Source organism: Streptosporangium sp. NPDC003464 (genome assembly GCF_053588315.1).
The window spans coordinates 1-23,321 of the sequence record NZ_JBSFPS010000090.1 but is presented as its reverse complement, the minus strand read 5'-3'; the positions used below and the strand labels follow the sequence as shown (position 1 = coordinate 23,321).

Genomic DNA, 23,321 nt, shown 5'->3' with positions numbered 1-23,321 from the left:
CCGGCCCTCCCGGCCTCCCGCGGGCGGGGCCGGGAGGCCGGCGCGGGGAGCGCCGAGGGCCGGGGCGGCGGTCTCCCGGCCGGTGCGACCGGCCATCGGGAGACCTCCCCGGCCGGAGCGCGCCCGGCTCAGAGCGCCGCCGCGCGTACGGTCAGCACGTCCGGCAGGTGCCGGGCGACGGAGAACCAGCTCTCCCCGTCGTCGCGCGAGCCGTACACCTCGCCGTCGCGGGTGCCGAAGAAGATCCCCCTCCCCGAGGCGCACATCGCGTCACGCAGCACGGCGGCGTGGACCGGCCCCTCGGGCAGCCCGTCGGCCAGGGCCCGCCACGACGCGCCCGCGTCGTCGCTGCGGAAGACCCGGTAGCGGTGGTCGACGGGCGTGCGGTCCACGTCGGCCTGGAGCGGGAAGACATACAGCGTGTCGGGCCGGTCGGGGTGCACGACCAGCGGGAAACCGAAGTCGGAGGGGAGCGGGTCACCGACGGAGGTCCACGAGCCGCCGAAGTCGTCGCTGCGGTAGACGCCGAAGTGGTGCTGGAGGAAGAGCCGCTCCGGCCGGGACGGATGCATGTCCACCTTGTGCACGCACTGCCCGAACTCGGGGTACTGCGACCCCTCGGGGAGGAAGGGGGCGCGGATCCCCCGGTTGGCGGCCTCCCAGGAGACCCCGCCGTCGGTGCTGCGGTAGAAGCCCCCGGAGGAGACCGCGACCGCCATGGTCTTGGGGTCACTCGGGTGGAGGAGCACCGTGTGCAGGCACAGACCGCCGAAACCGGGCGCCCACTGGGGCCGGTGCGGATGGTTCCACAGCCCCTCCACCAGGGAGAAGGTGACGCCGCGGTCATCGGAGCGGAACAGGGCCCCCGGCTCGGCCCCGGCCCACACCACCTCCGGCTCGGACGGGGAGGGCTGGAGCTGCCAGACGCGGGTGAGCGCCGCCCCGGTCTCCTCGGGGAAGGCGATCGGGGCCTTGCCCGCCTCCTGCCAGGTCTCGCCGAGGTCGTCCGACCACATCACCGAGGGGCCGAAGTGGCCGTATTCGATCCCGACGAGGATGCGGGGCACCGGACCGCGGGTGTCGATCGCGACCGAGTGCACGCCGATGGTGGAGAAGCGGACCGGCTCGACCTCGAACGGTCCGCCCCCGGCTGAGCGGGCCAGGAACAGGCCCTTGCGGGTGCCTATGGCGAGGAGCGTGTCGTGCATGACGGATCTCCCTTCGGATGTGGCCTCATGCTGTCACCTCATGAGGTGCCCCGCCCGGATCTCGGTGGATCTCCGTGGGTTGCGCCCGTCCCCGGGCCGTGGACGCCGTTCAGGGCTCGCCGTGGACGACGTCCCTGCGGATGTCGGCCAGGGGCACCCCGCCCCGCTGGAGCCTGCGGACGGTCTCGTTGACCATGGCCGCCGGGCCGCAGACGTAGACGTCGTGGTCGGTCCAGGAGTGGAAGCGCTCCATCACTTCGGGCACCCGGCCCCGCAGGCCGTCGTAGCCGGGTTCGTCGGAGACCACGGGCAGCACCCTCAGCCAGGGGAAGGACGACTCCATCCGGATCAGGTCGGGCAGGTCGTAGAGCTCCCGTGAGTGCCGCGCGCCGCACAGCAGATGGATGCCGGGCCGCCGCCCCGAGGCGATCACGTGCTCCACGACGGCCTTGAGCGGGGCGAGCCCGGTGCCTCCCGCGACGCACAGGATGTCGCGGCCGGAGTCGGCGGGGACCATCGAGCCGACCGCCGGGCCGAGCATCAGGGTGTCGCCGATCCTGGTGTGCTCGACCAGCGCGGTGGAGACCCAGCCGCCGGGGACCGCCCGTACGTGCAGGCGGATGGTGTTGTCCTCCCGTGGCGCGTTCGCGATGGAGAACGCGCGCCAGACGCGCGGCCAGCGCGCGGTCTGCACGTTGACGTACTGGCCCGGCAGGTAGGGCAGGTGCTGGCCGGGACGCAGGGTGATCACCGCGATGTCCGGTGTGCGGAGCTCGTGGTCGATCACCTCGGCCAGCCACCACGCGGGCGAGACCCCCGAGTCGGACTCGGCCGACTCGATCATGAGATCGGCGGCGACGGTGTACGCGGCGACCCACGCCGCCTCGATCTCTGCGGTCCAGATCTCGGCGGCGAAGCGCCTGACCGTGGCAAGCAGCGCGTTGCCGACCGCGGTGTAGTGCTCGGCGATCACCCCGTACTTGCGGTGGTCGCGGCCGAGCTGCCCGAGGAACGACGACAGGCTGCCCGGGCTGTCGAGGCTCCAGACGATCCTGGTCAGGGCGCTGAACAGGCGATCGCGCTGGACGTTCATGGCCGGGGGGAACATCCCCCGCAGATGCGGGCTCTCGGCGAACAGGCGGCCGTAGAAGTATGCCGCGGCCTTGTCGGCGACAGGCTCGACGACGGCGAAGCTCTCCTTGACGAGTCGCGGATTCAAAGACATGTGATCGAACCCACCCTAATTGATCGGACCAAAGTCCGATCACGCTGATCCACCTCCTGACGGCTCCGGGTGACGAGCGTCCAACGGCCCCGGCACACTTGGACGCTCAAATTTGAGTCTTCCATCACCATGTGCACGTCACAACCGTTTCTCCATAATATAGTGTGAATTGCAACTATCAGTAATTGACTTGTTATTCTCCGTGACTGCGCTACTTGCATTCGAAGGGATAAGTGAATAAGAATCGCATTTACCCGAAGTTGACGGTTTACCCGTTCTGTGGATTCCTGTCATGGTCCACACCTCGGGCCTCGGGGGGCTCCGCGAGAGGGCGCGTGCGACCCCGGCCGGCCAGGTCGCCCGGACTGGGGGCGGCCGTCCCCTGTGAGGGCCCCGGCGGGCGGTGACCTGTGAAAAGGCCGCACTTCGCGGCTGGGACGGCTTCGGGGGCACTGGTCTGTGTGAGTGTATTTATATAAGTGCTGTTATATTAACGCTATGGCATCTTTGGACCCCACCGCGTCGCCCGGGCGATGGCAGGCGCTCCACCTCCTGCTGGCCGCCATGGACGCCCAGATCGAATCCGTATACACCGAGCGGGGCATCGAGGGCGTCCGTCCCCGGTTCGCCTACCCCTTGATCCGCCTCGCGCATACCGGGCCGCTGACGATCCGTGAGCTGGCGGATTCGCTGGACCGCTCGCACTCCGCGATGAGCCAGACGCTCGCAGCGATGCGGCGTGAGGGCCTGGTCGATTCCGAGCTCGGTACCGACGCCCGCACGCGCCGCATCACCTTGACTGACCGCGGCCGCGCCCTCGTCCCCTTCCTCGAGGCCGAGTGGCGCGCGACCGAGGCAGCCGTCGCGGAGCTCGACGACGAGATCCCCCACGCGCTCAGCGCTGTCGTCACCGAGCTGCAGCGCGCCCTGGAGCGGCGGCCCATGCGGGATCGGATCGTCGCCCACCTCGATGAGCCTCATGCCGGCCCGGCGCCCACGGACACGTCCACGCCGCCGCAGCCGCGCCCGTGACCTGGTACGGCGCACCTTCCCCGGCCGGTTGCTCCCGGTCGACCAGGTCGCCGCCGGGCTCGCCCCGCAGAACGTCGCCTTCCAGGTCGCCATGCTCGTCGGGCCCGTACTCGCCGGTCTCGTGCTCGCACAGTGGCACTACCCCGCCGCATACGCGTTCCAAGCCCTTGCCGGCCTCGCCTCGCTGGTCGCCGTCATTCGACTACCCCCGATGCCCGCCCCGCGCGCTGACGAGGACCGGCGGCCCGTGCGCGGTGCCCGCCGAAGCCGTGGTCCGACTCCAGGGGGCTGGCGGATCATCCTTCAGCGCCCCACCCCGTGGGGCTCCTTCGCGACCGATCTCGCCGCCACCGTCCTGGCCATGCCGATCGCGCACTTCCCTCTGATCGACGAGCTCCGCTTCGGGGGTGCCCCCAGAGCCCGTTGAGCCGCAGACGTCGCTGCCCCATCTCGGGCAACGGCTGCGCGGCGAAGATCAATGAAGTGGACCAGGGCGGGCCCCGCCGTTCCTGGGGTCATCCGACCGGCCTGGTCCAGGTGAGCGAGTAGCGCCAGAGCAGGTGCCGGCGGTAACGACTTCCGGGAAGGATCCGCGCGGCGAGCTCCTTCATCGTGGCGTATGTCACCGGAGGTGACGCCATCGGCGAGGGGTGCTCCCAGTGATGCTTGGTCAACCTGTGGAGGCGGTTGGCGGCTGTGCCGAGCAGCTCGAAGGGGAGATCATTCGGCAAGCGACTACGGGCCAACCCGATGATCACCAGATTTCCGCCCGGCCGCAGGAGCTCACGCATCCGCTCCAGACCCATGGCGGCATCCATGTGATGGAGCGTGGCGACCGAGACGATCAGGTCGAACGAGTCTCGTTCGAACGGGTGAGTCAGGAAATCCCCGAGCACGTAGTCGATGTCGGCGCCGTCGTCGTGCGCCCGGGCAAGGCCGATGCTGACCTCGTCGAGGTCGACGGCTACCACGTTCGGCACGACGCGGCGGAGTTTCCTCGCCAGCATGCCCTCGCCGCAGCCGATGTCGAGTGCGTTCTTCGCGCCGCGAGGGACGGCGCCGAGGATCAGCGGATGGTAGTGGATGTTGTGGTTCCACCGATGATCGGTGACCGTCATATTTGATCCTTCCGCAGTACGGCGGAGCGACGCTTTCCGCGACCGCCTTCCGGCCGCCTTCTGCCCGAGAGGCGGCGACCGAGCGTCTTCGGAGTCACTGACCGCCTGCGCTCCTCGCCTTGACGCCGGCCGCGACGGCTCGGGCCACCTGTGCCGGCGGGGTCCCGGTCGTGTCGATGATCTCTGCCTCCCGGCTCAGCCAGGACAGGGCGGTGTGATAGTCCGGGACATGGTCGAGCCGCCATTGCCGGGCTCCGGTCTCGACGGTGTCCGTCTCGATCCGGTGAACGAGAGTGTCCTGGTCGGTGTGGAGCAGGAAATGGTGGACGGGGATGCCGGCCTTCTCGAGTCCGGAGTGGATCTCCGCCCAGTACTGCTCGACGAGGACCGTCTGCGGGACGACGAGAACACCGCCGACATAGTCGAGCAGCTGCGAAGCCGTCTCCACGACCAGGCCGCGCCATGGCCGCCAATCCTGGAAGTCGCTGACCTCGGGCAGGCCGGGGACGTGCCGGAGCATGAATCCGACCTCTTCGGGGTCGAAGATCCGTGCCTCCGGGATCAGCCTGACGAGCTCCTTGGCGGTGGTCGTCTTGCCCGCGCCGAAGGTGCCGTTCAACCAGATGATCATGATGGCGAGTGTATCCACGCCGATGAGGTCGCACATATGAATCGATCTCGTTGACCGTCTGGACGCTCGGCCGTACAGCCGCGAGTGGTCACCTCCGCGGTGCACGTGTCCTTGTCGCACCGGATGATCCCGCCCATCCTCGCGTGCCGGATCTCCTGAGTGCGGTCCGCATGGGACGGTCCGGTCTGGGCGGGGTCGCTGGTGACCTGCCCGGCAGTGGACCGCGCGGGAAATCCGGCAGCCGTGAGATCCACGGAGCCGTGCACCGCTCCGCGGCCCGCCCGGTGGCCGCCGCGGGCGGAGACGCGCGGGTAGCGGTGTTTCCGGCCGGTGGTCTCTGCGATCGTACGGACCGGTGGTCTCTGTGACCGGACGAGGGCCGCGTCACCCGGAGCGACTCAGACGATCGGGGGGCGACCGGCACGGGTCAGCCGCAGCACGGTGGTCCAGGACATCGGTCGGCGCGGCGCACGAGGGCCGCACATGGGCGCCGAGCTCAGTCCTTGACGACCTCCACCCGGTAGCGGCCGTCGCCGTCACGATGGGCGCCGTGGATGTCGGTGGCCAGATCAGGGAAGGCCCGGTCGAAGTCCTCCAGGGCCTGCAGGTATGTCATCAGTGGGCCGTCGGCCGGGCCGGTCGCCTCGCCGGGCATCAGCATGGGGATCCCGGGTGGGGTGACCACCACCGTGGCCGCGGCGACCCGGCCCGGCAGGTCGGCCAGCGGGACGCGCTCGGTGCGGGCCCGGATCATGGCCTGGTAGCAGTCGGCGGGAGTCGACACCGGCTCGGGCAGGGTGGTGAAGACCTGGTCGAGAAGCTTCCCGACCCCGGAGTCACGCAGTTTCTCGTGGACCAGGGTGCAGAACTTCTGCAGCGAGATCGCGGGCGGTCCGAAGCCGGGCAGCGCCTCAGCCAAGGACAGATCTCCGTCGTAGGCGTTCTTGAAGTCGGTGAGGGCGTCGATCAGCGTGCCCCACTTGCCCTTGGTGATCCCCATGGAGAACAGCACCAGCAGCGTGTGGTCGCCGGTCTTCTCCACCACGATGCCACGCCGCTGCAGGTAGGCGGCCACGATGCGGGCCGGGATGCCCCAGTCGAGCGTGCCCGTGGCGGCGTCGGCACCCGGGCAGGTGATCGTCACCTTGACCGGGTCGAGCAGGCAGTAGCCCTCGGACATCCCGTCGAACCCGTGCCACGCGGCCCCCGCCTCCAGGGTCCAGCACCGGGGCTCGGTGCACAGCAGCGCCAGGTCGGCGTCGGCGAACGAGACGGTCTGGCCGGTGCGCGGGTCGGTGACCGTGGAGGGCTGCCAGACGCCGAAGAACCAGTCGGGCCGCAGGCCGTCCTCGCGGATGCGGTCAGTCAGCCGCACCATCGCCTTCCGGAACCGGACCGCCTCGACGATCGCCTCCCCGGTGAGGAACGGCCCCGACGGGCCGTCCATCATCGCCGCCGCGACGTCCAACGAGGCGATCATCGGGTAGAGCGGCGACGTGGAGGCGTGCATGAGGTAGGTCTCGTTGAACGCGTCGTAATCGACCGGCGCCCGCTCCGCGGGGCGGACGTGCAGCATGGCCGCCTGCGACAGCGCGGCCAGCAGCTTGTGCGTCGACTGGGTGGCGAACACGGTGGGGCGGTCCGGGCCCGGCAGCGTGCGCTCATCGACCGCCATGCCGTACCGGCCGGCGTAGAGCGGGTTGAACCGGCCGTAGGCGAACCACGCCTCGTCGAAGTGCAGCCGCGGCACGCTGGCGCCCAGCAGTTCGCCGACCCGCACCGCGTCGTAGCAGATGCCGTCGTACGTGGAGTTCGTGATCACCGCGTACGTCGGTTCTCCGGCGGCGAGGGGGTGAGCGGCCACCCGCTCACGGACCGCGCCGGCCTCCAGCGCGGCGGGCGGGATCGGGCCCGCCAGCCCGAGCCCGTTGCGCTCGGGCACGAGGTAGACCGGGCGGGCGCCGCTGATGGCCAGCGCGTGCTGGACCGACTTGTGGCAGTTGCGGTCCACCAGGACGGTGTCGTCGCGGGCGATCGCGTGGTGACCGACGATGCGGTTGGCGGTGGAGTTGCCGTTGACCACGAAGAACGTGCGGTCGGCGCCGAAGACGCGGGCGGCGTTGCGCTCGGCCTCGCCGATCGGGCCGGTGTGGTCGAGCGGCGACCCCAGCTCGGTGACCGAGATGGACAGGTCTGTGCGCAGCAGCCGTTCGCCGTAGAAGTCGAAGAACGCGCGGCCCACCGGCGACTTGAGGAACGCCACCCCGCCGGCGTGCGCCGGGGTGTGCCAGGAGTAGCGATGGTGATCCTGAAGGCGCCGCAGCGCGCCGAAGAAGGGAGGAAGGAGCTTGTCGGCGTACTGGTCGGCCGCGTAGGCGATGCGCCCGGCGATGAACTGCGGGGTGTCCTCCAGGGGGAAGACGTAGCCCTGGATGACCTCGTACACCCACAGCGGAAGCTCCTGCTCCCGCGTCATCAAGAAGACGGGCAGGCCGCGGAACCGCCTGGCCACCGCCTTCAGCAGCTCCTCGGCTCCTGGCGCGTCCCACGCCACCAGCACCGCCGTCAGCGACGCGTCCGACCCGACCACCGCCAGGGCGTCCTCTGCCCGGTGGGTCCAGCGCACCTGGAGCCCGAACTCGTCCATCGCCGCGCACACGCGGCGGAGTTGTTCGGCGAGTGCCGAATCGGCGTCAGGACGTTCGGTGACGGCGGCCAGAACCGTTCGCTCCATGCGGCACTCCGAGATCAGGGGGAAGGGGCGGGAAGGTCCTACCGGCCCCACGCAATAGTAGCGGTGAGCAATTGAATTGCAACACTCCGTAATGACCGTGGCGGCCTGGTGGCCCATGAGGTAAAGGGGGCGCCATGGTGGCGGTCGAAAATCGGGCGGATGCGGGAGGAGGCCCGCAAGGCGATCGAGCTGATCCGCGCCGGGAGGGCCCCGCACTCCCCGGGCGGTCACGCCGCCGCCCTGGTCCAGCCGTCGCATCCGGCGGCCGTGAAGGGGTGGGCCGGCAGACCGGCTCGGCCGCATCGGCCATGGGGTGACGCGTTCCGAGACGTGGCGAAGCTCCGAAGGGACGCGGCCCGAGCGTGATGCGCGCGGCGTAGAGACTCGGCGAGGCCCATATGCGTGGTCCGGGCCTGCCGCCTGTCCGGGATCCGGGTCCCCGGGCCTCCGCATGGCTGATCCTCGACCATGGTCACGGAGCCGACGCGAGAGCCCGAGGGCGTTCTCCGCCGGGAAGGACCTGTCAGCTCTGCGTGAAGGCGAGAGGCACGCCGCAGGCGTCCTCACCGGCGACGTAGAAGCCGTCAGGCATGGTGTGAGTGGCGATTCCGTTGCTCTCGACGAGCGCGCGGGCCGCGGCCGCGTCGGTCACGGCGACGGTGTGGGCGGCCAGCAGGGGCGGAGCGGGCAGGGTGTGTCCGGGCAGCAGGCTGTCGAGTGCGGACTGCGGGGCGATCTCCACCCGCCCGTGCCTGAGGGACAACACCCTCTTGGGGCCTTCGATCCACACGTCGGCGTCCAGTATCCGCACGTAGCGTTCCTCGTAGGCGTCCACGTCCTCGTCCGGGACGACCAGCAGCACGCTGTGCAGGCCGCGCGCGCCGTTGGGGTGGTCGAGGTAACGGGGCTGGTGCACGTATTGGGGGGTGAAGTGCTGAGTGGCCTGGAGCGCGCCCTCGGGCGTGTGGACCGCGTCGATGCGGACGCTGTCGGCCCGGACGGTGCGGTTGCCTTCCGGGGTCGACACGTCCCGCTCCAGCGCGCGGACTCCGGTGGAGGCCAGGCCTTCGGCGTGCAGCCGGTGGGCGGTGGCCTGCACGTCGCGGGAGCCAAGAGTCATCAGCAGACCGCGGTAGGTCTCCCGCAGCTGGTGAACGCCCCAGGGGTCGGGGGCGGTGGGGTCGACGACGCCGAGCAGTTCGATGAACGACCTGCCGAAGTAGGCGCACCGGTTGGCGGTGCAGGTGCGGGTGAGCGGGCCGCCGGGCCGTCCGGCCAGCAGGTGCGGCGAGGCCGGGCTGAGCGTGAAGCCGAGTGCCTCGTAGCGGGCGGAGGCCGCGTCGAGGTCGGTGGTGATGAGCACGGTGTGGTCGATGCGGTCGATGTCGGTGATCTTCTCGGAAGAATTCACGGTCGTTCTCCTTCGGTCGGTTCCCTGGACGCGGTGGGCTGAGAGGCGATCGAGCGGCGGGTCACACGGCCGCTGCGATGGCGGCGGCGACGAAGAGCACCTGTAGGGCGGTGCGTGCGGGCAGCGGGGTCACCGGTCTGCCCGCCAGGGTGAGGCCGCGGCGGGCCGCTGAGACGTTGGCCGGGAACATGGCGGCCATGAGCAGCGCGAGCCCGATCGCGGCGAACGGCGCCACCGGTGGGAGCAGCAGTCCGGCGGCGCCGGCCAACTCCAGTACTCCGGTGACGGTGACCAGCAGGGCTGGGCGCGGGAACGCCGGCGGGATCATCGCGACGAAGTCGCGGCGCCACGAGGGCAGGAAGTGCGGCACGCCGGTGAAGACGAACATCAGGGCGAGAGCGCCGCGCAGCGCGGGCTGCCACCCGTCCAGCATGTCGACCCCCGCTGCGCCGAGCAGCCGCAGGACCACGAAGCCACCGGTCAGGGCGATGAACGGAACCATCCGTCCTCCAATCTTGTCGCCGACAAGATTGGGCGATGTCCCTCATCTTGTCAACGTCAAGATAGGCTGAGTCCGTCACGTGGGATCATTGAGCGCGGAGGTGAGACAGATCGACCAGCCGACCTACCACCACGGCAACCTGCGGCGCGCCATCATCGACACCGCCCTGAAGGCGATCGGCGAGTCCGGCCCGGCCGGGTGGAGTCTGCGCGAACTGGCTCGCCGGGCCGGCGTCTCGCATGCGGCCCCGGCCCATCACTTCGGGGACAAGACAGGGCTGCTGACGGCCGTGGCCGCCGAGGGGTTCGAGCTGTTCGCCGACAACCTGGAGCAGGCGGCCGGGGACGCCTTCGAGGTCGGCGTGGCGTACGTCCGCTTCGCCGTCGACCATCGGCCCTACTTCGAAGTGATGTTCCGCCCCGAGCTGTACCGCGCGGACGACCCCGGCATGCAGGCGGCGCGCGAGCGCGCGGCCGACGTGCTCGTCGCCAGCGCGGGCACACTGTCACCGAGCCCGGCGCAGGCCCGGTTGACCACGATCGCCGCCTGGTCGCTCGCCCATGGTTTCGCCGGCCTGTGGCTCAGCGGCAACCTTCCCGAAAGCGCCCACGACGATCCGGAGACCACTGCCCGCTCGGTGATCCAGCTCATCTTCGGCCGGCCCTGAACCGCGGTACGGCGAGATCCTGGATGCCCGTCCCGTCTCCCGCGGGGGCATGTTTCCTGCGGGCCCGCCGTACCAGGCCATCGGGATGAAAAAGCCTCACTGATACCTCAGATGCATGACACAACCGAAATCGCGTGCGCCATGATAGGGATCCTGCCGGAGATGGGATGGGTGCCGCCCGAAACGGGGGACACCGCCTTCCGCATGGCCCCCTGGAGAACGCATGTCCCGACCCCTGATCGGTATCACCGCCTACCTCGAGGCCGCCCGCTGGGGCACCTGGGTCCGTGAGGCCGTCCTGTCGCCGCTCTCCTACGCCCGCGCCGTCGAGAAGGCGGGCGGCCTGCCGGTGCTGCTGCCGCCGCTGAACGCGGGCGGCGTCGACGACTACGTGCGCGATCTGTCGGGAGTGATCTTCGCCGGCGGCGGCGAGCTCGACCCGGCCCTGTACGGCGCGGCCCGCGAGGAACGGGTCGAGGAGCCCCAGCCCCACCGCGACCGCTTCGAGCTGGCGCTGGCCCGCGCCGCCGTCCAGGCCGACCTGCCGCTGCTCGCGATCGCCCGGGGCATGCACGTCCTGAACGTCGCCCAGGGCGGCAGCCTCATCACCTGGCTCCCCGTGGCGGTCGACCACGACCGCCACGCTGCCGGCCGCGCGCACGTCATCCAGATCAGCGTCTCCAGCAAGCTGGGCAAGGCGGTGGGCGACCGCGCCGAGGTGACCGCGCCCCACCACCAGGCGGTCAAGCGGCTGGGCGCCGGCCTGCTCGCCGTGGCCTGGGCCGACGACCAGATCGTCGAGGGGGTCGAGCTCCAGGGACACCGCTTCGCCGTCGGCGTCCAGTGGCACCCCGAGCGCGGGGAGGACAACCGGCTCGTCGAGGCGCTGGTCGAGGCCGCGGCCGGCTGACCCGGTCAGGCCGCAGATCCGGCCGAGGCGTTGCCGGCCGGTCCGAGTGCCGCCGGGTAATGTGCGGTCATGCCGTTGCACCCCCAGGCCGAGGCCTACGTGAAGCTGTTCCCGGCGGATCTCGACACCCCCGTCTCCCTGCTCACTCCCGAACTGATCGCCCGGCTGCGGACCATGGACGGCTTCGCGGAGCAGCGGGGGCCGGCCGTGCCGCTGCCGTCCGTCAGGGACGAGGTCGTGCGCGGAGTGCCGGTCCGGATCTACCGGCCGGAGGAGGGCGAGCACCCGCTGCCCGCGATCGTCTACTTCCACGGCGGTGGCTGGGTGTTCGGCAGCGTGGCCCGCAACGACGCGCTCGGCCGGGACCTGGCCGCGCGCACCGGGGCGGTCGTGGTCTCGGTGGACTACCGGCTCGCCCCCGACCACCCCTTCCCGGCCGCGGCCGACGACGCGTGGACGGTGGTCGAGGACGTCTTCGCCCGCCCCGAGGCGTATCTCGCCGACCCGGAGCGGATCGCCGTCTGCGGCGACAGCGCCGGGGGCAACGTGGCCGCCGTGGCGGCCTGGCGGGCCCGTGACGCGGGCCTGCGGCTGGCGCACCAGGTGCTGGTCTACCCGGTGACCGACGTCGCCATGGACACCCCGAGCTACCGTGACTACGCCACCGGTTTCGGGCTCGCCGCCCACGAGATGGCCTGGTTCATCGAGCAGTACGGCGGGGACCCGGCCGACCCCGGGCTGGCCCCGGTCCGGCTCGCCGACAAGGCGGGGCTGGCCCCGGCGACAGTGATCACCGCCGAGTTCGACCCGCTGCGCGACGAGGGCGAGACCTACGCCGCCCAGCTCGCGGCGGCGGGGGTCCCGGTCGAGGTCAGGCGCTACGAGGGGGCGATCCACGGCTTCTTCGGCCTGCCCGGGTTCTTCGACCAGGCGGCCGAGGCGCGTGACTACGCCGCCGCGCGGCTCGGGGAGGCGTTCCGGTGAGGGACTACGAGAAGCTGAAGATCGACTGGGCCGCCGACGGGGTGCTCCGGATCGTGATCAGCGAGCCGCGCAGGCTCAACGCCGTGGACATGACCGGCCACCGCGAACTGGCCGAGGTATGGCGGGACGTGGACCGCGACGACGACGTGCGCGCGGTCGTCGTCCGCGGTGAGGGCGAGGTGTTCTCCGCGGGCGGTGACCTGTCGATGATCGAGGAGATGACGCGCGACCACGGCACGCGCATGCGCATCTTCACCGAGGCCCGCGACATCGTCTACAACGTGCTCAACTGTTCCAAGCCCGTCGTGTCGGCCATCCAGGGCCCCGCGGTGGGCGCGGGTCTGGCGGTCGCGCTGCTGGCCGACATCTCCGTCGCCGGCCGTACGGCCCGCATCATCGACGGCCACACCCGGCTGGGCGTCGCGGCCGGCGACCACGCCGCCATCGTCTGGCCGCTGCTGTGCGGACTGGCCAAGGCCAAGTATCACCTGCTGCTGTGCGAGCCGGTCAGCGGCGAGCAGGCCGAGGCGATGGGCCTGGTCAGCCTCTGCGTCGACGACGACCAGGTGCACGCGAGGGCGGTGGAGATCGCCGCCCGGCTGGCCGGCGGCTCGGCGGAGGCGATCCGCCTGACCAAATACTCCCTCAACAACTGGCTCCGCCTCGCCGGTCCCTCCTTCGACGCCTCCCTGGCCATGGAGTTCCTCGGCTTCACCGGCCCGGACGTGACCGAGGGAGTGCGGGCCGTCCGGGACAAGCGCCCGCCCAGGTTCGGCTGACCGCGGGCCCGGGGCAGGCGCTCGACCGGGGCCGGCCGTATGGCCGGTGGCAGGCGCTCGACCAGGGTCGGCCGGCCGTATGCCCGGTGGCAGGGCACACGCTCCGGTCCGACCGGCTGGAGATCCGCGATCCGGCCGGACATCCGTCCGGAAGGGACGGGCGGTATCCGTACGATGTTCACTCCCGCCCGGAATAACGCCATATTTTCGACCATGTGCACATCCTGGGATAATTTCGGACAGTCATCTGGCTACCTTCATCGGCATGTCACCGGCCGATCGGAAGGAAGCGCTGATGGCGAAGACACAGATGGTGACGGCGGGGCCCGCGGAGGCGGCGCCCGGTCACCGGCTCGGACTCGGCCAGGGCACGGCCCTCTTCCTGGGCGCCGTGCTCGGGCCCGGTGTGCTGGCGCTGCCGCACCTGGCCGCGGCGGCCGCGGGCCCGGCCTCCGTCGTGGCCTGGGCCGCGCTGCTGGCGCTCAGCGTGCCGGTCGCGCTGACCTTCGCCGCGCTGGGCGGCCGCTTCCCCGACGGCGGAGGGGTGGCCACGTTCGCCGCCCGGGCCTTCGGGGGCCGGGTGGCGGCGGTGACCGGCTGGTGGTTCTACTTCGCCGTCCCGATCGGCGTGCTGGCCGGGGCCATGGTCGGCGCCCGCTACGTCGCCTCGGGCCTGGGGCTCGGCCCGGCCGGGACGGTGGCGGTGACCTGCGCCCTGCTGGCCGCGGCCTTCACCGCCAACTACGCCGGCCTGCGCTTCTCCGGGCGCCTGCAACTGGTCCTGCTCGCCCTGCTGACCGCGCTCCTGGTGGCCGCGGTCGTGGTCGCCGCCCCCGCCGTGCGGCCGGGCAACTTCACCCCCTTCGCCCCCCACGGCTGGAGCGGGGTCGCCCACGCGGCGGGGGTGCTCTTCTTCGCCTTCGTCGGGTGGGAGGCCGCCAGCCACCTGTCGGCCGAGTTCGCCGACCCGCGCCGCCACCTGCCGCGGGCCACGGCGCTGACGCTGGCGATCGTGGGCGTGCTCTACCTGGGGCTGGCCGTCGTCACGGTCGGCGTGCTCGGCGGCCGGGCCGCCTCCTCGCCGGTCCCGCTCGCCCTGCTGCTGGAGGAGGGCGTGGGCGCCCTGGCCGGGCCGCTCACCGCGGTGGCGGCCGTGCTGCTGAGCTTCGGCGCGGTCAACGCCTACCTCGCCGGGGGAGCGAGACTGGGCGCCGCGCTGGCCCGCGACGGCGCCCTGCCCCGCCCCCTGGCGAAGGGGGCGGCGCCGGGAGAGGTGCCCGCCCGCAGCCTCACCCTCCTGGCCGTGCTGACCGCCGCCCTCACCGCCGCGGCGACGGTCGGCGAGCTCGACCTCGACACGCTCATGCGCGCCACCTCGGCCTGCCTGGCGGCCGTCACCGCGGTCGGTGTCGCCGCCGCGACCCGGCTGCTGCCCCGGCCGGGGCGCCAGGTCGCCACCGCGGCCACGGCCCTCACCCTTGTCCTGCTGGCCTCCTGCGGGCCCTATCTCCTCGTGCCCGCCGTACCGGCGGCGGCCGGTCTCCTGGCCGCCGTGCGGCGGCCGGGCGCGGTGCGGGGCGCGGCGGGCGGTCTCAGGGCCGCAGGCGCTCGCGCAGGCCGGCCAGGCCCGGCTCGAAGATGGCGCGGGTGAGGATCCTGGTCATCTTCGCCTCGTCGTCGGCCTCGAAGGCGGCCGACCACTCGACGAAGGCCCGGCCGCTGTCGGTGACCGGCGAGACGCGGTAGGAGCCCCGGTAGTCCCGCAGCGGCAGCGGGCTCTCGACGATCTCGTAGGTCGCCGAGCGGGCGCCGTCGTCGAGGGTGAGCAGCCGCTCCCGGAAGAGGCCGCCCGCGCCCTCGACCCTGCGCACCGCCCCGGGCCGGGAGCCGTCACCCTCCTCGATCTCGCAGAGCGCGACTCCGGGCAGCCACTCGGCCAGGTTGCCGAAGTCTCTCAGATAGGCCCACACCTCGTCGGCTGAGGCGTTGACCACGGTGCTGGCATAGGCGGACATCGGCCACTCCCTCGTGTGCGTCCCGACCTGCCTACGGTCCTGCCCGTACGGCCCGCCCCGCAACCGGCTCAGAAGCTTCTGGGCAGCCCCAGGACCTGGGTGGCGAGGTAGTTGAGCAGGAGCTCCTCGGTGACCGGGGCGACCTTGCCGATGCGGGCGTCGGCCAGCAGGCGGGCGACCGGATACTCCAGCGAGTAGGCCATGCCGCCGTGGGTCTGGAAGGCGTGGTCGGCCGCCTCCCAGGCCGCCTGGGAGGCGGTCAGCTTGGCGATGTTGGCCTCGGTGCCGCAGGGCCGGTGGTTGTCGAACAGCCAGGCGGCCTTGTAGAGCATCAGCCTGGCCAGTTCGATCTTGGCCTTGACCTGGGCGAGGGGGAAGGCGATGGCCTGGTTGGCCCCGATCGGGCGGCCGAAGACCTCACGCTCCTTGGCGTACTGCACGGCCACCTTCAGCGCGACCTCGGCGCCGCCCAGGGCGGAGGCCGCCAGCAGGACGCGCTCGGGGTTGAGGATGTCCCACAGCACCAGCGCGCCCTGGTCCACCTCGCCCACCACGTTCGCCGCCGGCACCCGCAGGTCGTCGACGAAGACCATGTTGGACGGGGTGGTGTTGGCGCCCATCTTCGGGATCGGCCGGAAGGACAGCTGCCCGGCGGCGACCGCCTCGGGCACGTTCACCAGGAAGACCGTCAGGCCGTTGGTGCGGGGTCTGGCCTCGGCGGCCGGGACGGTCCGGGTGACCAGCAGCATCCAGGTGGCGCGCTGCACGCCGGTGATCCAGATCTTCTGGCCGTTGACGACGTATTCGCCGCCGTCGCGCCGGGCGAAGGTGGATATGCCCAGGGCGTTGGACCCGGCGTCGGGCTCGGTCAGGGCGAAGCAGGTCTCCAGCTCGCCGGTGGCCAGCTTGGGCAGCAGCTCCTCGCGCTGCCACCGGCTGCCGTGCCGGGCCAGGGTCATGGCGCCGAAGCCCGGCGTCAGGACGTAGGTGAACGCCGACCCCCCGGCCGAGCCGGAGGCCGACAGGGTCTCGGTGGCCACGGCCAGCTCCAGCAGGCCCTGGCCGCCTCCGCCGTACTCCTCGGGGACGGCCAGGCCGAGCCAGCCGCCCTTGGCCAGCTCCGCCCAGACCTCCTCGGGCCAGCGCTTCTCGGTCTCGCAGCGCTGCCAGTAGTCCAGGTCGTAGCGTGCGCAGATGTCGGCTATGCCGCGCTGGACGGCGAGGGCGCTGTCGGGAAGCGTGAAGTCCACCGTGATCAACTCCGTTCAGTTGCGTGCGCAATGGTAGAACGGAGTTCTGTTCGGGTTCCAGCCCCGCCGCGGGACGGCCTGCCGCTCAGCCCTGGCCGGCGACCTGCTGCCGCGGCCTGCGCGCGTGGTAGACGAAGGCCGGGGGGAGGTTGCCCCACACCGTCCGGCCCACCACGACCTCCTCGAAGGTGTCGAACAGGCGCTGCCGGAAGCGCTGCGCGGGAGGCAGGCGCTTGGCGAAGCTGTAGGCGAAGGTGGTGAAGGCCGTGTTGGAATCCATGATCGCGACGACGGCGTCCATCAGGCGGGTCTGCGTCTCCTCCGAGAACGCCGCCCAGGGGAGCCCGCTCACGACCGCGTCGGCCCGGTGGAAGCCGCGCTCCTGCAGCAACTGCGGCAGCCGCGCCGCGTCCTCGACCACGACGTCGACCTTCGGGTGCCGGGCGGAGAGGAAGTCGGCCAGCTTGGGGTTGATCTCGACCGCCATGTGATGACCCCGGCCGCCCAGCCGCCGCTGGATCTCCGCCGTGAACGCCCCGGTGCCGGGACCGAGCTCGACGACCACGGGATCACCTCGATGGGGGACCGGCGTGGTCACCGTCTCGGCGAGCCGACGCGAGCTCGGAGCCACCGCCCCGACGGTTCCCGGGGAACGGATCCACTGCCCCAGGAACAGCGTGGTGTCATTGGTCATGCTGTGAAGAGTAAATGCTCTCCGAGCCGCGCGGCTCAGTCCTTCGGCCGATCTTTCGGCCACTCGCAGGAGGAGATCCCCCTCCTACAGGAGGAGGAGCCCCGGCGGGTGCAGGGGGAGAAGCCTCGGCGGGCCCGCCGGCTTCCGGCTGCCACGGACAGGCCGGGCCTATGCGACCGCACCCGGGCCGTGGCGGCCGCCCGCCGGACCGGCCCGGTCGGCGCGGACTCCCGCCCGGTCGCGAATCCGCCACGAGGCGGATCGAGGAGTCACCCCCCAGGCTGACGACCCGGCACGTCCGCCGCGGCCACGATGTGCTTCCAACCAGTCACCCGAGGAAGGACAACATCCCATGCAGGAGGTCGTCGCCCCGCCGTCCACAGCCCAGGGCCGCCCCGTCTCCGCCGGCCTGCTCTACAGCCTGCGCATCCTGGTCACCGCCCAGGCGGCCGGCCTGGTCGTCGCCGCCTCGTTCGCCGGCCAGGCCGTGCAGAGCGGGGGAGAGCTGGGTGAGACCCATGTCATGGCCGGAATGGTGGTGCATCTGATCGCGCTGCTGCAGATCGTCGCCGCCGTGCTGCTGTGGCGGCCGGGCCGGGGTGCGGGGTGGCCCGCGCTGGCCAGCCTCGGCCTGCTCCTGGTCGGCATGGGTCAGCACTTCAGCTGGGAGATGCTCGGCACCCACGTGCCCAGCGGCCTGGCCCTGTTCGGCCTGACCGTGGCCGTGCTGATCTGGGCCTGGTCGCCCCGCGCAGCCGTACGCCGCTCCTGAGAGCCCCGCCGCGGGCGTCACCGGACCCACCTGGGCCCGGGGGCGCCCGCGGCGCCGTTTTCCGCCTTCGGCCGGGTGAAAGTCCCTCTCGGGGGCCTGAGGGCCGCAGCGGCCCCGTGGGCCGTCCGTGAGACCCCGCGTCCCGGCGCGGGCCCGCAGGCCGGGGCGATGGGTCCGGAACGGGCGGTACGGCCTGTGCGCGCCCCGCACCGGTAGGGTCGGCATCAAGTGCGGGGACGGGAGACATGCGGGTGAATCCGGAAGCATCGGGGGCCGAGGACCGAATCTGGACGGTTCCCAACGCGTTGAGCCTGGCCAGACTGCTCGGCGTGCCGGTCTTCCTCTGGCTGGTGCTGGGGCCCAGGGCCGACGGCTGGGCGGTCGCGCTGCTGATGCTGGCCGGCTTCTCCGACTGGCTCGACGGCAAGATCGCCCGGGCCTGGAACCAGACCAGCAGGCTCGGCCGGCTGCTCGACCCGCTGGCCGACCGGCTCTACATCCTGGCCACCCTGTTCGGCCTGGCCATGCGGGACATCATCCCTTGGTGGCTGGCGCTGGCGATCCCGCTGCGCGACGTGATGCTGCTGGGCATCCCGCCCGTCCTGCGCCGTCTCGGATACGGCCCGGCGCTGCCGGTGCACTTCCTCGGCAAGGCCGCCACGGCCAACCTGCTCTACGCCTTCCCGCTGCTCTTCCTCGCCCACCACGACGTCTGGTACGCGGATGTGGCCGGAATCGTCGGCTGGTCGCTGGCGATCTGGGGCACAGGTCTGTACTGGTGGTCCGGGGTGCTGTATTGGGTACAGGTGCGGCAGCTCGTCAGAGGAGCCAGACGCCTTAAGAGGTGATGTGTGAAGGCCGTTGTGATGGCGGGCGGGGAAGGGACACGGCTCCGGCCGATGACCGCGAACCAGCCCAAACCCCTGTTACCTGTGATCAATCGGCCGATCATGGAGCATGTGCTGCGTCTGCTGAAGCGGCACGGGCTCACCGAGACCGTGGTGACCGTGCAGTTCCTGGCGGCCCTGGTCCGCAACTACTTCGGCGACGGCGACGAGCTCGGCATGAGCCTGCACTACGCCACCGAGGACGTCCCGCTCGGCACCGCCGGCAGCGTCAAGAACGCCGCCGACAAGCTCCGCGACGACCGCTTCCTCGTCATCTCCGGCGACGCGCTCACCGACATCGACCTGACCGACATGATCCGCTTCCACCGGGAGAACGGCGCGCTGGTCACCATCGGGCTCAAGCGGGTGCCCAACCCGTTGGAGTTCGGCATCGTCATCGTCGACGACCAGGGCCGGGTGGAGCGCTTCCTGGAGAAGCCCACCTGGGGCCAGGTCTTCTCCGACACCGTCAACACCGGCATCTACGTGATGGAGCCGGAGGTCCTCGACGAGATCGCCGCCGGCGAGGCGGTCGACTGGTCGGCGGACGTCTTCCCCCGCCTGCTGGCCCGCGGCGCCCCCCTGTACGGCTACGTCGCCGAGGGCTACTGGGAGGACGTCGGCACCCACGAGAGCTACCTCAGGGCCCAGGCCGACGTGCTGTCGGGCCGCGTCAAGGTGGACATCGACGCCTTCGAGGTCTCGCCCGGCGTCTGGGTGGCCGAGGGCGCCTCGGTGGACACCGACGCCACGCTCAAGGGCCCGCTCTACGTCGGCGACTACGCCAAGGTCGAGGCCGGGGCCGAGCTGCGCGAATACACCGTCCTGGGCAGCAACGTCGTGGTCCGCGAGGGCGCCTTCCTGCACCGCGCCGTCGTCCACGACAACGTCTACGTCGGACCGCGCGCCCACCTGCGCGGCTGCGTCATCGGCAAGAACACCGACCTGATGACCGGGACCAGGATCGAGGAGAGCGCCGTCGTCGGGGACGAGTGCATCATCGAGGCCGAGGCCTACGTCTCCTCCGGGGTCAAGGTCTACCCGTTCAAGACCATCGAGGCGGGGGCGGTGGTCAACACCAGCGTCATCTGGGAGCCGCGCGGCCAGCGCAACCTGTTCGGCCCGCGCGGGGTGTCCGGGCTGGTCAACGTGGAGATCACCCCCGAGCTGTGCGTACGGCTGGCCAGCGCCTACGCCACCACCCTCAAGAAGGGCACCTCGGTCATCACCTCCCGCGACTCCTCGCGCGCCGCGCGGGCGCTGAAGCGGGCCGTGATCAGCGCCCTGAACGCCAGCGCGATCAACGTGCTCGACCTGGAGGCGGCCCCGCTGCCGGTCTCCCGCTTCCACACCGCCAGGGAGAACGCCGTCGGCGGCATCGCGCTGCGCACCACCCCCGGAGACCCGCAGAGCGTCGACATCGTCTTCATGGACGAGCGCGGCGCGGACCTGTCCCAGGCGGCCCAGCGCAAGCTGGACCGGGTCTTCTCCCGGCAGGAGTTCCGCCGGGCCTTCCCGGGGGAGATCGCCGAGCTCAGCTTCCCCGCCCGGGCGGTCGAGGACTACACCCACGAGCTGCTGCGCTGCGTCGAGATGACCGGGGTCCGCGACGCCGACATGAAGGTCGTGGTGGACTGCGCGGGCGGCACCTCCTCGCTGGTGCTGCCCAGCCTCCTCGGCCGGGTCGGGGTGGACGTGCTCACCGTCAACAACAGGCTGGACGACGCCTCGCCCACCGAGACCCTCGCCGAGCGCCGCCGCGACCTGCAGCGCCTGTCGGAGCTCGTCAGCTCCTCCAGGGCGGCCTTCGGGGTGCGGTTCGACCCCGTGGGGGAGCGGGTCGCGCTGGTGGACGAGATGGGCCAGCTGATCAGCGAGGAACGCGCCCTGCTGGTGGTGCTGGACCTGGTGGCGGCCGAGCGGCGCGGCGGCAGGGTGGCGCTGCCGGTCACCACCACCCGGGTGGCCGAGCAGGTCTGCCGCTTCCACGGGGTGCAGGTGGAGTGGACCTCCACGGCCGTCGACGCGCTCACCGCCGCCGCGCGGGGACGGGACATGATCTTCGCCGCGGACGGGCGGGGCGGCTTCGTCGTGCCCGAGTTCGGCCCCACGGTGGACGGCCTGGCGGTGTTCCTGCGCCTGCTCGGCCTGGTCGCCAGGACGCGGCTGTCGCTCAGCCAGATCGACGCCCGGATCCCCGAGGCCAGGCTGCTGCGCCGCACCGTCCCGACCCCGTGGGCGGCCAAGGGGGTGGTGATGCGCTCGGTGATCGAGGCCGCCGAGCACTACCGCATCGACACCACCGACGGGGTGCGGGTGGTCGCCGAGGACGGCAGCTGGGCGCTGGTGCTGCCCGACCCGGCCGAGGCCGTCACCCACCTGTGGGCCGAGGGCGGCGACGTCGACTCCGCCCAGAGCCTGCTCGAACACTGGGCGCGGGTCGTGGAGGAGGCGGCGGCCACGTGAGCGGGCGGCCCCGGACAGCGGGTGACGGCATGAGCGGGCGGCCCCGGGCGGCGGGCGTCGGCGTGAGCGGGCGGCCCCGGGCGGCGGGCGCCGGTGCGAGCGGACCGGCAAACCCAGCGCGGCGGCATGGACCGGGGACGCCGCGCGGCTGTAACTTTGTCATCGACCGAACCCGCGGTCGAGCGTCTGCCTTGATCTCTGCTTCTCAACGGTGTATGTTGCGGCATTCGCAGTCTGAGAAAATACACCTGAGAAGCGAAGAAGCGAGGCGCGCATCCCTGAGCACCGTTGCCGCGTCTTCGCGGTAGGAGGCCGAGCCGATCGATGCCGAGCGTCTACTGCACGCAGTGCGGTCATGCCAACCCTGAGGATGCCCGTTTCTGTTCACGATGCGGGTCGCCGCTGACCAGGTCCGAACCACCCGGAGACAGCACTTCCACCATCTCCCTCTCCGGGATCGAGGCCTACGAGGCGGAGACCGGAGAGACGCTTCTCGCCGAGCGGCAAGCCGTCGAGCAGCTGCCCCCGGGCACCGCTCTGCTGGTGGCCATGCGTGGCCCCAACGCCGGCAGCCGCTTCCTGCTGGACAGCGATCTCACCACGGTGGGCCGCCACCCCGAGAGCGACATCTTCCTCGACGACATCACCGTCTCGCGACGCCACGTGGAGTTCTACCGGCGTGGCGGCGGGGTCTTCACCGTCCGCGACGTCGGCAGCCTGAACGGCACCTACGTCAACCGCGAACGGATCGAGGAGGTCCCGCTGTACGGCGGGGACGAGGTCCAGATCGGCAAGTTCCGCCTGGTCTTCCTCACCCGCGGCGCCGCTGGAGGATGATGAGCTCGCAGGCCGCTCGTGCGCACATGAGCATCGGGGAGGTGCTCGCCCTCCTGCAGGGCGAGTTCCCCGATGTCAGCATCTCCAAGATCCGTTTCCTGGAGGGCGAGGGGTTGATCGAGCCGGAGCGCAGTCCCTCCGGTTACCGCAAATTCTCCTACGCCGACGTCGAGCGGCTCCGCTACATCCTCAGCGAGCAGCGTGACCGCTACCTGCCGCTGCGCGTGATCAAAGATCATCTCGAGGCCGCCGACCGTGAGGAACGGCCGGTGGCCCGCCCGCGCGCCGTCCCCGACGACGCGCCCCCCCAGGTCCGCCTCACCCGTGAGGAGCTGCTCGCCGCCGCCGAGCTCAGCGAGGAGGCCCTCACCGAGCTGGAGGACTACGGCCTGCTGGCCGCGGTCGCCCGCTACTACGACGCCGAGGCCCTGGCCGTGGCCCGCAGCGTCGGCGCGCTGGCCGCCTTCGGACTGCACGCCCGCCATCTGCGGGCGGTCAAGGCCGCGGCCGAGCGTGAGGCCGGGCTGGTGGAACAGGCCATCGCCCCGCTGCTGCGCCGCCGCGGGCCGGGCGCCATCGACCAGGCCGACGAGACCGCCCGGGAGATTTCCGGCCTCCTGCTGGAATTGCACGCCTCGCTGGTACGTTCCGGCGTGCGTGGGGTGCTGGGCCGGTGACAACCTGACCAGGCACTCGTACCCCCACGAGTGTTACGTTGAACAAACCGGTCGGAATCCAGCGAAGACGGAGCAGCCCGTGTTGCAGATGGAGGTCGTGGGCGTTCGGGTTGAGATGCCCTCCAACCAGCCAATTGTTCTGCTGAAGGAGGCACATGGGGAGCGTTATCTGCCAATCTGGATCGGCATGACAGAGGCGACCGCGATCGCCATGGCTCAGGCCGAGGAGCCGCCGCCGCGGCCCCTGACCCATGACCTGTTCCGTGACGTTCTCGACGCGCTCGGCGTCCGGCTGAGCACGGTGAACATCGTCGCCCTCCGCGACGGGATCTTCTTCGCCGATCTCGTGTTCTCCAACGGGGTCGAGGTGAGTGCCCGCCCCTCGGACTCGATCGCCCTGGCACTGCGCACCGGTGCGCGCATCTTCGCCAGCGAGGACGTGGTCCGGGAGGCCGGGGTGATCATCCCCGACGACCAGGAGGACGAGGTGGAGAAGTTCAGGGAGTTCCTTGACACAATCAC

The 23,321-nt window shown here is 71.3% G+C and carries 23 protein-coding genes; 13 read left to right on the top strand and 10 right to left on the bottom strand.

The genetic code is table 11. The annotated features are described in order from the left end of the window. Nucleotides 1-128: 128 nt before the first annotated feature. Together ACWDS7_RS20985 and ACWDS7_RS20980 are read right to left on the bottom strand one after the other, a co-directional pair. A complete protein-coding gene (locus ACWDS7_RS20985) occupies nucleotides 129-1,208 on the bottom strand; it encodes a WD40/YVTN/BNR-like repeat-containing protein (RefSeq protein WP_451930626.1) in 1,080 nt (359 codons plus the stop codon). Nucleotides 1,209-1,317: 109 nt separating this feature from the next. Next, the gene (locus ACWDS7_RS20980) at nucleotides 1,318-2,433 is read right to left on the bottom strand and encodes a globin domain-containing protein (RefSeq protein ID WP_451930625.1); all 1,116 of its coding nucleotides are present in this window, start codon (nucleotides 2,431-2,433) and stop codon (nucleotides 1,318-1,320) included. Between the two features lie 498 nt (nucleotides 2,434-2,931). Here ACWDS7_RS20980 and ACWDS7_RS20975 point away from each other — a divergent pair, with 498 nt between their 5' ends. Continuing rightward, nucleotides 2,932-3,465: a MarR family winged helix-turn-helix transcriptional regulator gene (locus ACWDS7_RS20975; protein ID WP_451930624.1), complete on the top strand. Its 534-nt coding sequence runs from the start codon at nucleotides 2,932-2,934 to the stop codon at nucleotides 3,463-3,465. Next, complete coding sequence (locus tag ACWDS7_RS20970; RefSeq protein ID WP_451930623.1) at nucleotides 3,413-3,892, top strand: MFS transporter; 480 nt, start codon at nucleotides 3,413-3,415, stop codon at nucleotides 3,890-3,892. Before ACWDS7_RS20975 ends, ACWDS7_RS20970 begins: the two co-directional genes overlap by 53 nt. Before the next feature lie 88 nt (nucleotides 3,893-3,980). On the opposite strand, the gene ACWDS7_RS20965 is transcribed toward ACWDS7_RS20970, so the two are convergent. The 5 genes from ACWDS7_RS20965 to ACWDS7_RS20945 all read right to left on the bottom strand — a co-directional run bounded on the left by ACWDS7_RS20965 (nucleotide 3,981) and on the right by ACWDS7_RS20945 (nucleotide 9,861). Beyond that, complete coding sequence (locus tag ACWDS7_RS20965) at nucleotides 3,981-4,583, bottom strand: class I SAM-dependent methyltransferase (RefSeq protein WP_451930622.1); 603 nt, start codon at nucleotides 4,581-4,583, stop codon at nucleotides 3,981-3,983. A 94-nt stretch (nucleotides 4,584-4,677) separates the two neighbouring features. Next, nucleotides 4,678-5,214, bottom strand: coding sequence for an AAA family ATPase (locus ACWDS7_RS20960; RefSeq protein ID WP_451930621.1), 537 nt, complete (start codon nucleotides 5,212-5,214; stop codon nucleotides 4,678-4,680). Nucleotides 5,215-5,710: 496 nt separating this feature from the next. Further along, nucleotides 5,711-7,948: an Orn/Lys/Arg family decarboxylase gene (locus ACWDS7_RS20955; RefSeq protein WP_451930620.1), complete on the bottom strand. Its 2,238-nt coding sequence runs from the start codon at nucleotides 7,946-7,948 to the stop codon at nucleotides 5,711-5,713. A gap of 523 nt (nucleotides 7,949-8,471) precedes the next feature. Beyond that, nucleotides 8,472-9,359, bottom strand: coding sequence for a VOC family protein (locus tag ACWDS7_RS20950; RefSeq protein WP_451930619.1), 888 nt, complete (start codon nucleotides 9,357-9,359; stop codon nucleotides 8,472-8,474). 61 nt (nucleotides 9,360-9,420) lie between these two features. Continuing rightward, entirely contained in the window at nucleotides 9,421-9,861 is a 441-nt protein-coding gene (locus tag ACWDS7_RS20945; protein WP_451930618.1) for a DoxX family protein, read from the bottom strand. 100 nt (nucleotides 9,862-9,961) lie between these two features. On the opposite strand from ACWDS7_RS20945, the gene ACWDS7_RS20940 reads away from it, so the two are divergent. The 5 genes from ACWDS7_RS20940 (at nucleotide 9,962) to ACWDS7_RS20920 (ending at nucleotide 14,852) form a co-directional block, all read left to right on the top strand. Beyond that, a complete protein-coding gene (locus ACWDS7_RS20940; protein ID WP_306874622.1) occupies nucleotides 9,962-10,528 on the top strand; it encodes a TetR/AcrR family transcriptional regulator in 567 nt (188 codons plus the stop codon). A 223-nt stretch (nucleotides 10,529-10,751) separates the two neighbouring features. Then, nucleotides 10,752-11,438, top strand: coding sequence for a gamma-glutamyl-gamma-aminobutyrate hydrolase family protein (locus ACWDS7_RS20935; RefSeq protein ID WP_451930617.1), 687 nt, complete (start codon nucleotides 10,752-10,754; stop codon nucleotides 11,436-11,438). Nucleotides 11,439-11,507: 69 nt separating this feature from the next. After that, nucleotides 11,508-12,422: an alpha/beta hydrolase gene (locus tag ACWDS7_RS20930; protein WP_451930616.1), complete on the top strand. Its 915-nt coding sequence runs from the start codon at nucleotides 11,508-11,510 to the stop codon at nucleotides 12,420-12,422. After that, nucleotides 12,419-13,201 (top strand): enoyl-CoA hydratase/isomerase family protein, encoded by a 783-nt coding sequence (locus ACWDS7_RS20925; RefSeq protein WP_451930615.1) that lies wholly within the window; start codon nucleotides 12,419-12,421, stop codon nucleotides 13,199-13,201. Before ACWDS7_RS20930 ends, ACWDS7_RS20925 begins: the two co-directional genes overlap by 4 nt. A gap of 295 nt (nucleotides 13,202-13,496) precedes the next feature. Continuing rightward, on the top strand, nucleotides 13,497-14,852 hold the full coding sequence (locus ACWDS7_RS20920; protein ID WP_451930614.1) for an APC family permease: 1,356 nt from the start codon (nucleotides 13,497-13,499) through the stop codon (nucleotides 14,850-14,852). On the opposite strand, the gene ACWDS7_RS20915 is transcribed toward ACWDS7_RS20920, so the two are convergent. The 3 genes from ACWDS7_RS20915 to ACWDS7_RS20905 form a co-directional block, all read right to left on the bottom strand. Beyond that, on the bottom strand, nucleotides 14,794-15,216 hold the full coding sequence (locus ACWDS7_RS20915; RefSeq protein ID WP_306874609.1) for an SRPBCC family protein: 423 nt from the start codon (nucleotides 15,214-15,216) through the stop codon (nucleotides 14,794-14,796). The genes ACWDS7_RS20920 and ACWDS7_RS20915 overlap by 59 nt on opposite strands. 68 nt (nucleotides 15,217-15,284) lie before the next feature. Further along, nucleotides 15,285-16,466, bottom strand: coding sequence for an acyl-CoA dehydrogenase family protein (locus ACWDS7_RS20910; RefSeq protein ID WP_306874606.1), 1,182 nt, complete (start codon nucleotides 16,464-16,466; stop codon nucleotides 15,285-15,287). Nucleotides 16,467-16,551: 85 nt separating this feature from the next. Next, nucleotides 16,552-17,160 (bottom strand): class I SAM-dependent methyltransferase, encoded by a 609-nt coding sequence (locus tag ACWDS7_RS20905; protein WP_451930613.1) that lies wholly within the window; start codon nucleotides 17,158-17,160, stop codon nucleotides 16,552-16,554. A gap of 352 nt (nucleotides 17,161-17,512) precedes the next feature. Here ACWDS7_RS20905 and ACWDS7_RS20900 point away from each other — a divergent pair, with 352 nt between their 5' ends. The 6 genes from ACWDS7_RS20900 to ACWDS7_RS20875 form a co-directional block, all read left to right on the top strand. Then, nucleotides 17,513-17,932 carry a hypothetical protein gene (locus ACWDS7_RS20900; RefSeq protein WP_451930612.1) on the top strand — a complete coding sequence of 140 codons (420 nt, stop codon included), beginning with the start codon at nucleotides 17,513-17,515 and terminating at the stop codon, nucleotides 17,930-17,932. A 251-nt stretch (nucleotides 17,933-18,183) separates the two neighbouring features. Continuing rightward, complete coding sequence (locus tag ACWDS7_RS20895; RefSeq protein ID WP_306874598.1) at nucleotides 18,184-18,780, top strand: CDP-alcohol phosphatidyltransferase family protein; 597 nt, start codon at nucleotides 18,184-18,186, stop codon at nucleotides 18,778-18,780. Between the two features lie 3 nt (nucleotides 18,781-18,783). Then, nucleotides 18,784-21,285 carry a mannose-1-phosphate guanyltransferase gene (locus ACWDS7_RS20890; RefSeq protein ID WP_306874596.1) on the top strand — a complete coding sequence of 834 codons (2,502 nt, stop codon included), beginning with the start codon at nucleotides 18,784-18,786 and terminating at the stop codon, nucleotides 21,283-21,285. 324 nt (nucleotides 21,286-21,609) lie between these two features. Next, nucleotides 21,610-22,122, top strand: coding sequence for an FHA domain-containing protein (locus ACWDS7_RS20885; RefSeq protein ID WP_271217508.1), 513 nt, complete (start codon nucleotides 21,610-21,612; stop codon nucleotides 22,120-22,122). A gap of 26 nt (nucleotides 22,123-22,148) precedes the next feature. Next, nucleotides 22,149-22,799: a transcriptional regulator FtsR gene (gene ftsR, locus ACWDS7_RS20880; RefSeq protein ID WP_451930611.1), complete on the top strand. Its 651-nt coding sequence runs from the start codon at nucleotides 22,149-22,151 to the stop codon at nucleotides 22,797-22,799. A 79-nt stretch (nucleotides 22,800-22,878) separates the two neighbouring features. Then, on the top strand, nucleotides 22,879-23,321 hold a 443-nt coding region (locus tag ACWDS7_RS20875), incomplete at its 3' end, for a bifunctional nuclease family protein (protein WP_451930610.1).

What these genes read in the sequence shown, in the direction of transcription:
- ACWDS7_RS20985 (WP_451930626.1), bottom strand. Translation starts at nt 1,208, where the DNA reads ATGCACGACACGCTCCTCGCCATAGGCACCCGCAAGGGCCTGTTCCTG.
- ACWDS7_RS20935 (WP_451930617.1), top strand. Translation starts at nt 10,752, where the DNA reads ATGTCCCGACCCCTGATCGGTATCACCGCCTACCTCGAGGCCGCCCGC.
- ACWDS7_RS20905 (WP_451930613.1), bottom strand. Translation starts at nt 17,160, where the DNA reads ATGACCAATGACACCACGCTGTTCCTGGGGCAGTGGATCCGTTCCCCG.
- ACWDS7_RS20955 (WP_451930620.1), bottom strand. Translation starts at nt 7,948, where the DNA reads ATGGAGCGAACGGTTCTGGCCGCCGTCACCGAACGTCCTGACGCCGAT.
- ACWDS7_RS20970 (WP_451930623.1), top strand. Translation starts at nt 3,413, where the DNA reads ATGCCGGCCCGGCGCCCACGGACACGTCCACGCCGCCGCAGCCGCGCC.
- ACWDS7_RS20965 (WP_451930622.1), bottom strand. Translation starts at nt 4,583, where the DNA reads ATGACGGTCACCGATCATCGGTGGAACCACAACATCCACTACCATCCG.
- ACWDS7_RS20945 (WP_451930618.1), bottom strand. Translation starts at nt 9,861, where the DNA reads ATGGTTCCGTTCATCGCCCTGACCGGTGGCTTCGTGGTCCTGCGGCTG.
- ACWDS7_RS20975 (WP_451930624.1), top strand. Translation starts at nt 2,932, where the DNA reads ATGGCATCTTTGGACCCCACCGCGTCGCCCGGGCGATGGCAGGCGCTC.
- ACWDS7_RS20920 (WP_451930614.1), top strand. Translation starts at nt 13,497, where the DNA reads ATGGCGAAGACACAGATGGTGACGGCGGGGCCCGCGGAGGCGGCGCCC.
- ACWDS7_RS20900 (WP_451930612.1), top strand. Translation starts at nt 17,513, where the DNA reads ATGCAGGAGGTCGTCGCCCCGCCGTCCACAGCCCAGGGCCGCCCCGTC.
- ACWDS7_RS20960 (WP_451930621.1), bottom strand. Translation starts at nt 5,214, where the DNA reads ATGATCATCTGGTTGAACGGCACCTTCGGCGCGGGCAAGACGACCACC.
- ACWDS7_RS20915 (WP_306874609.1), bottom strand. Translation starts at nt 15,216, where the DNA reads ATGTCCGCCTATGCCAGCACCGTGGTCAACGCCTCAGCCGACGAGGTG.
- ACWDS7_RS20930 (WP_451930616.1), top strand. Translation starts at nt 11,508, where the DNA reads ATGCCGTTGCACCCCCAGGCCGAGGCCTACGTGAAGCTGTTCCCGGCG.
- ACWDS7_RS20980 (WP_451930625.1), bottom strand. Translation starts at nt 2,433, where the DNA reads ATGTCTTTGAATCCGCGACTCGTCAAGGAGAGCTTCGCCGTCGTCGAG.
- ACWDS7_RS20885 (WP_271217508.1), top strand. Translation starts at nt 21,610, where the DNA reads ATGCCGAGCGTCTACTGCACGCAGTGCGGTCATGCCAACCCTGAGGAT.
- ftsR (WP_451930611.1), top strand. Translation starts at nt 22,149, where the DNA reads ATGAGCATCGGGGAGGTGCTCGCCCTCCTGCAGGGCGAGTTCCCCGAT.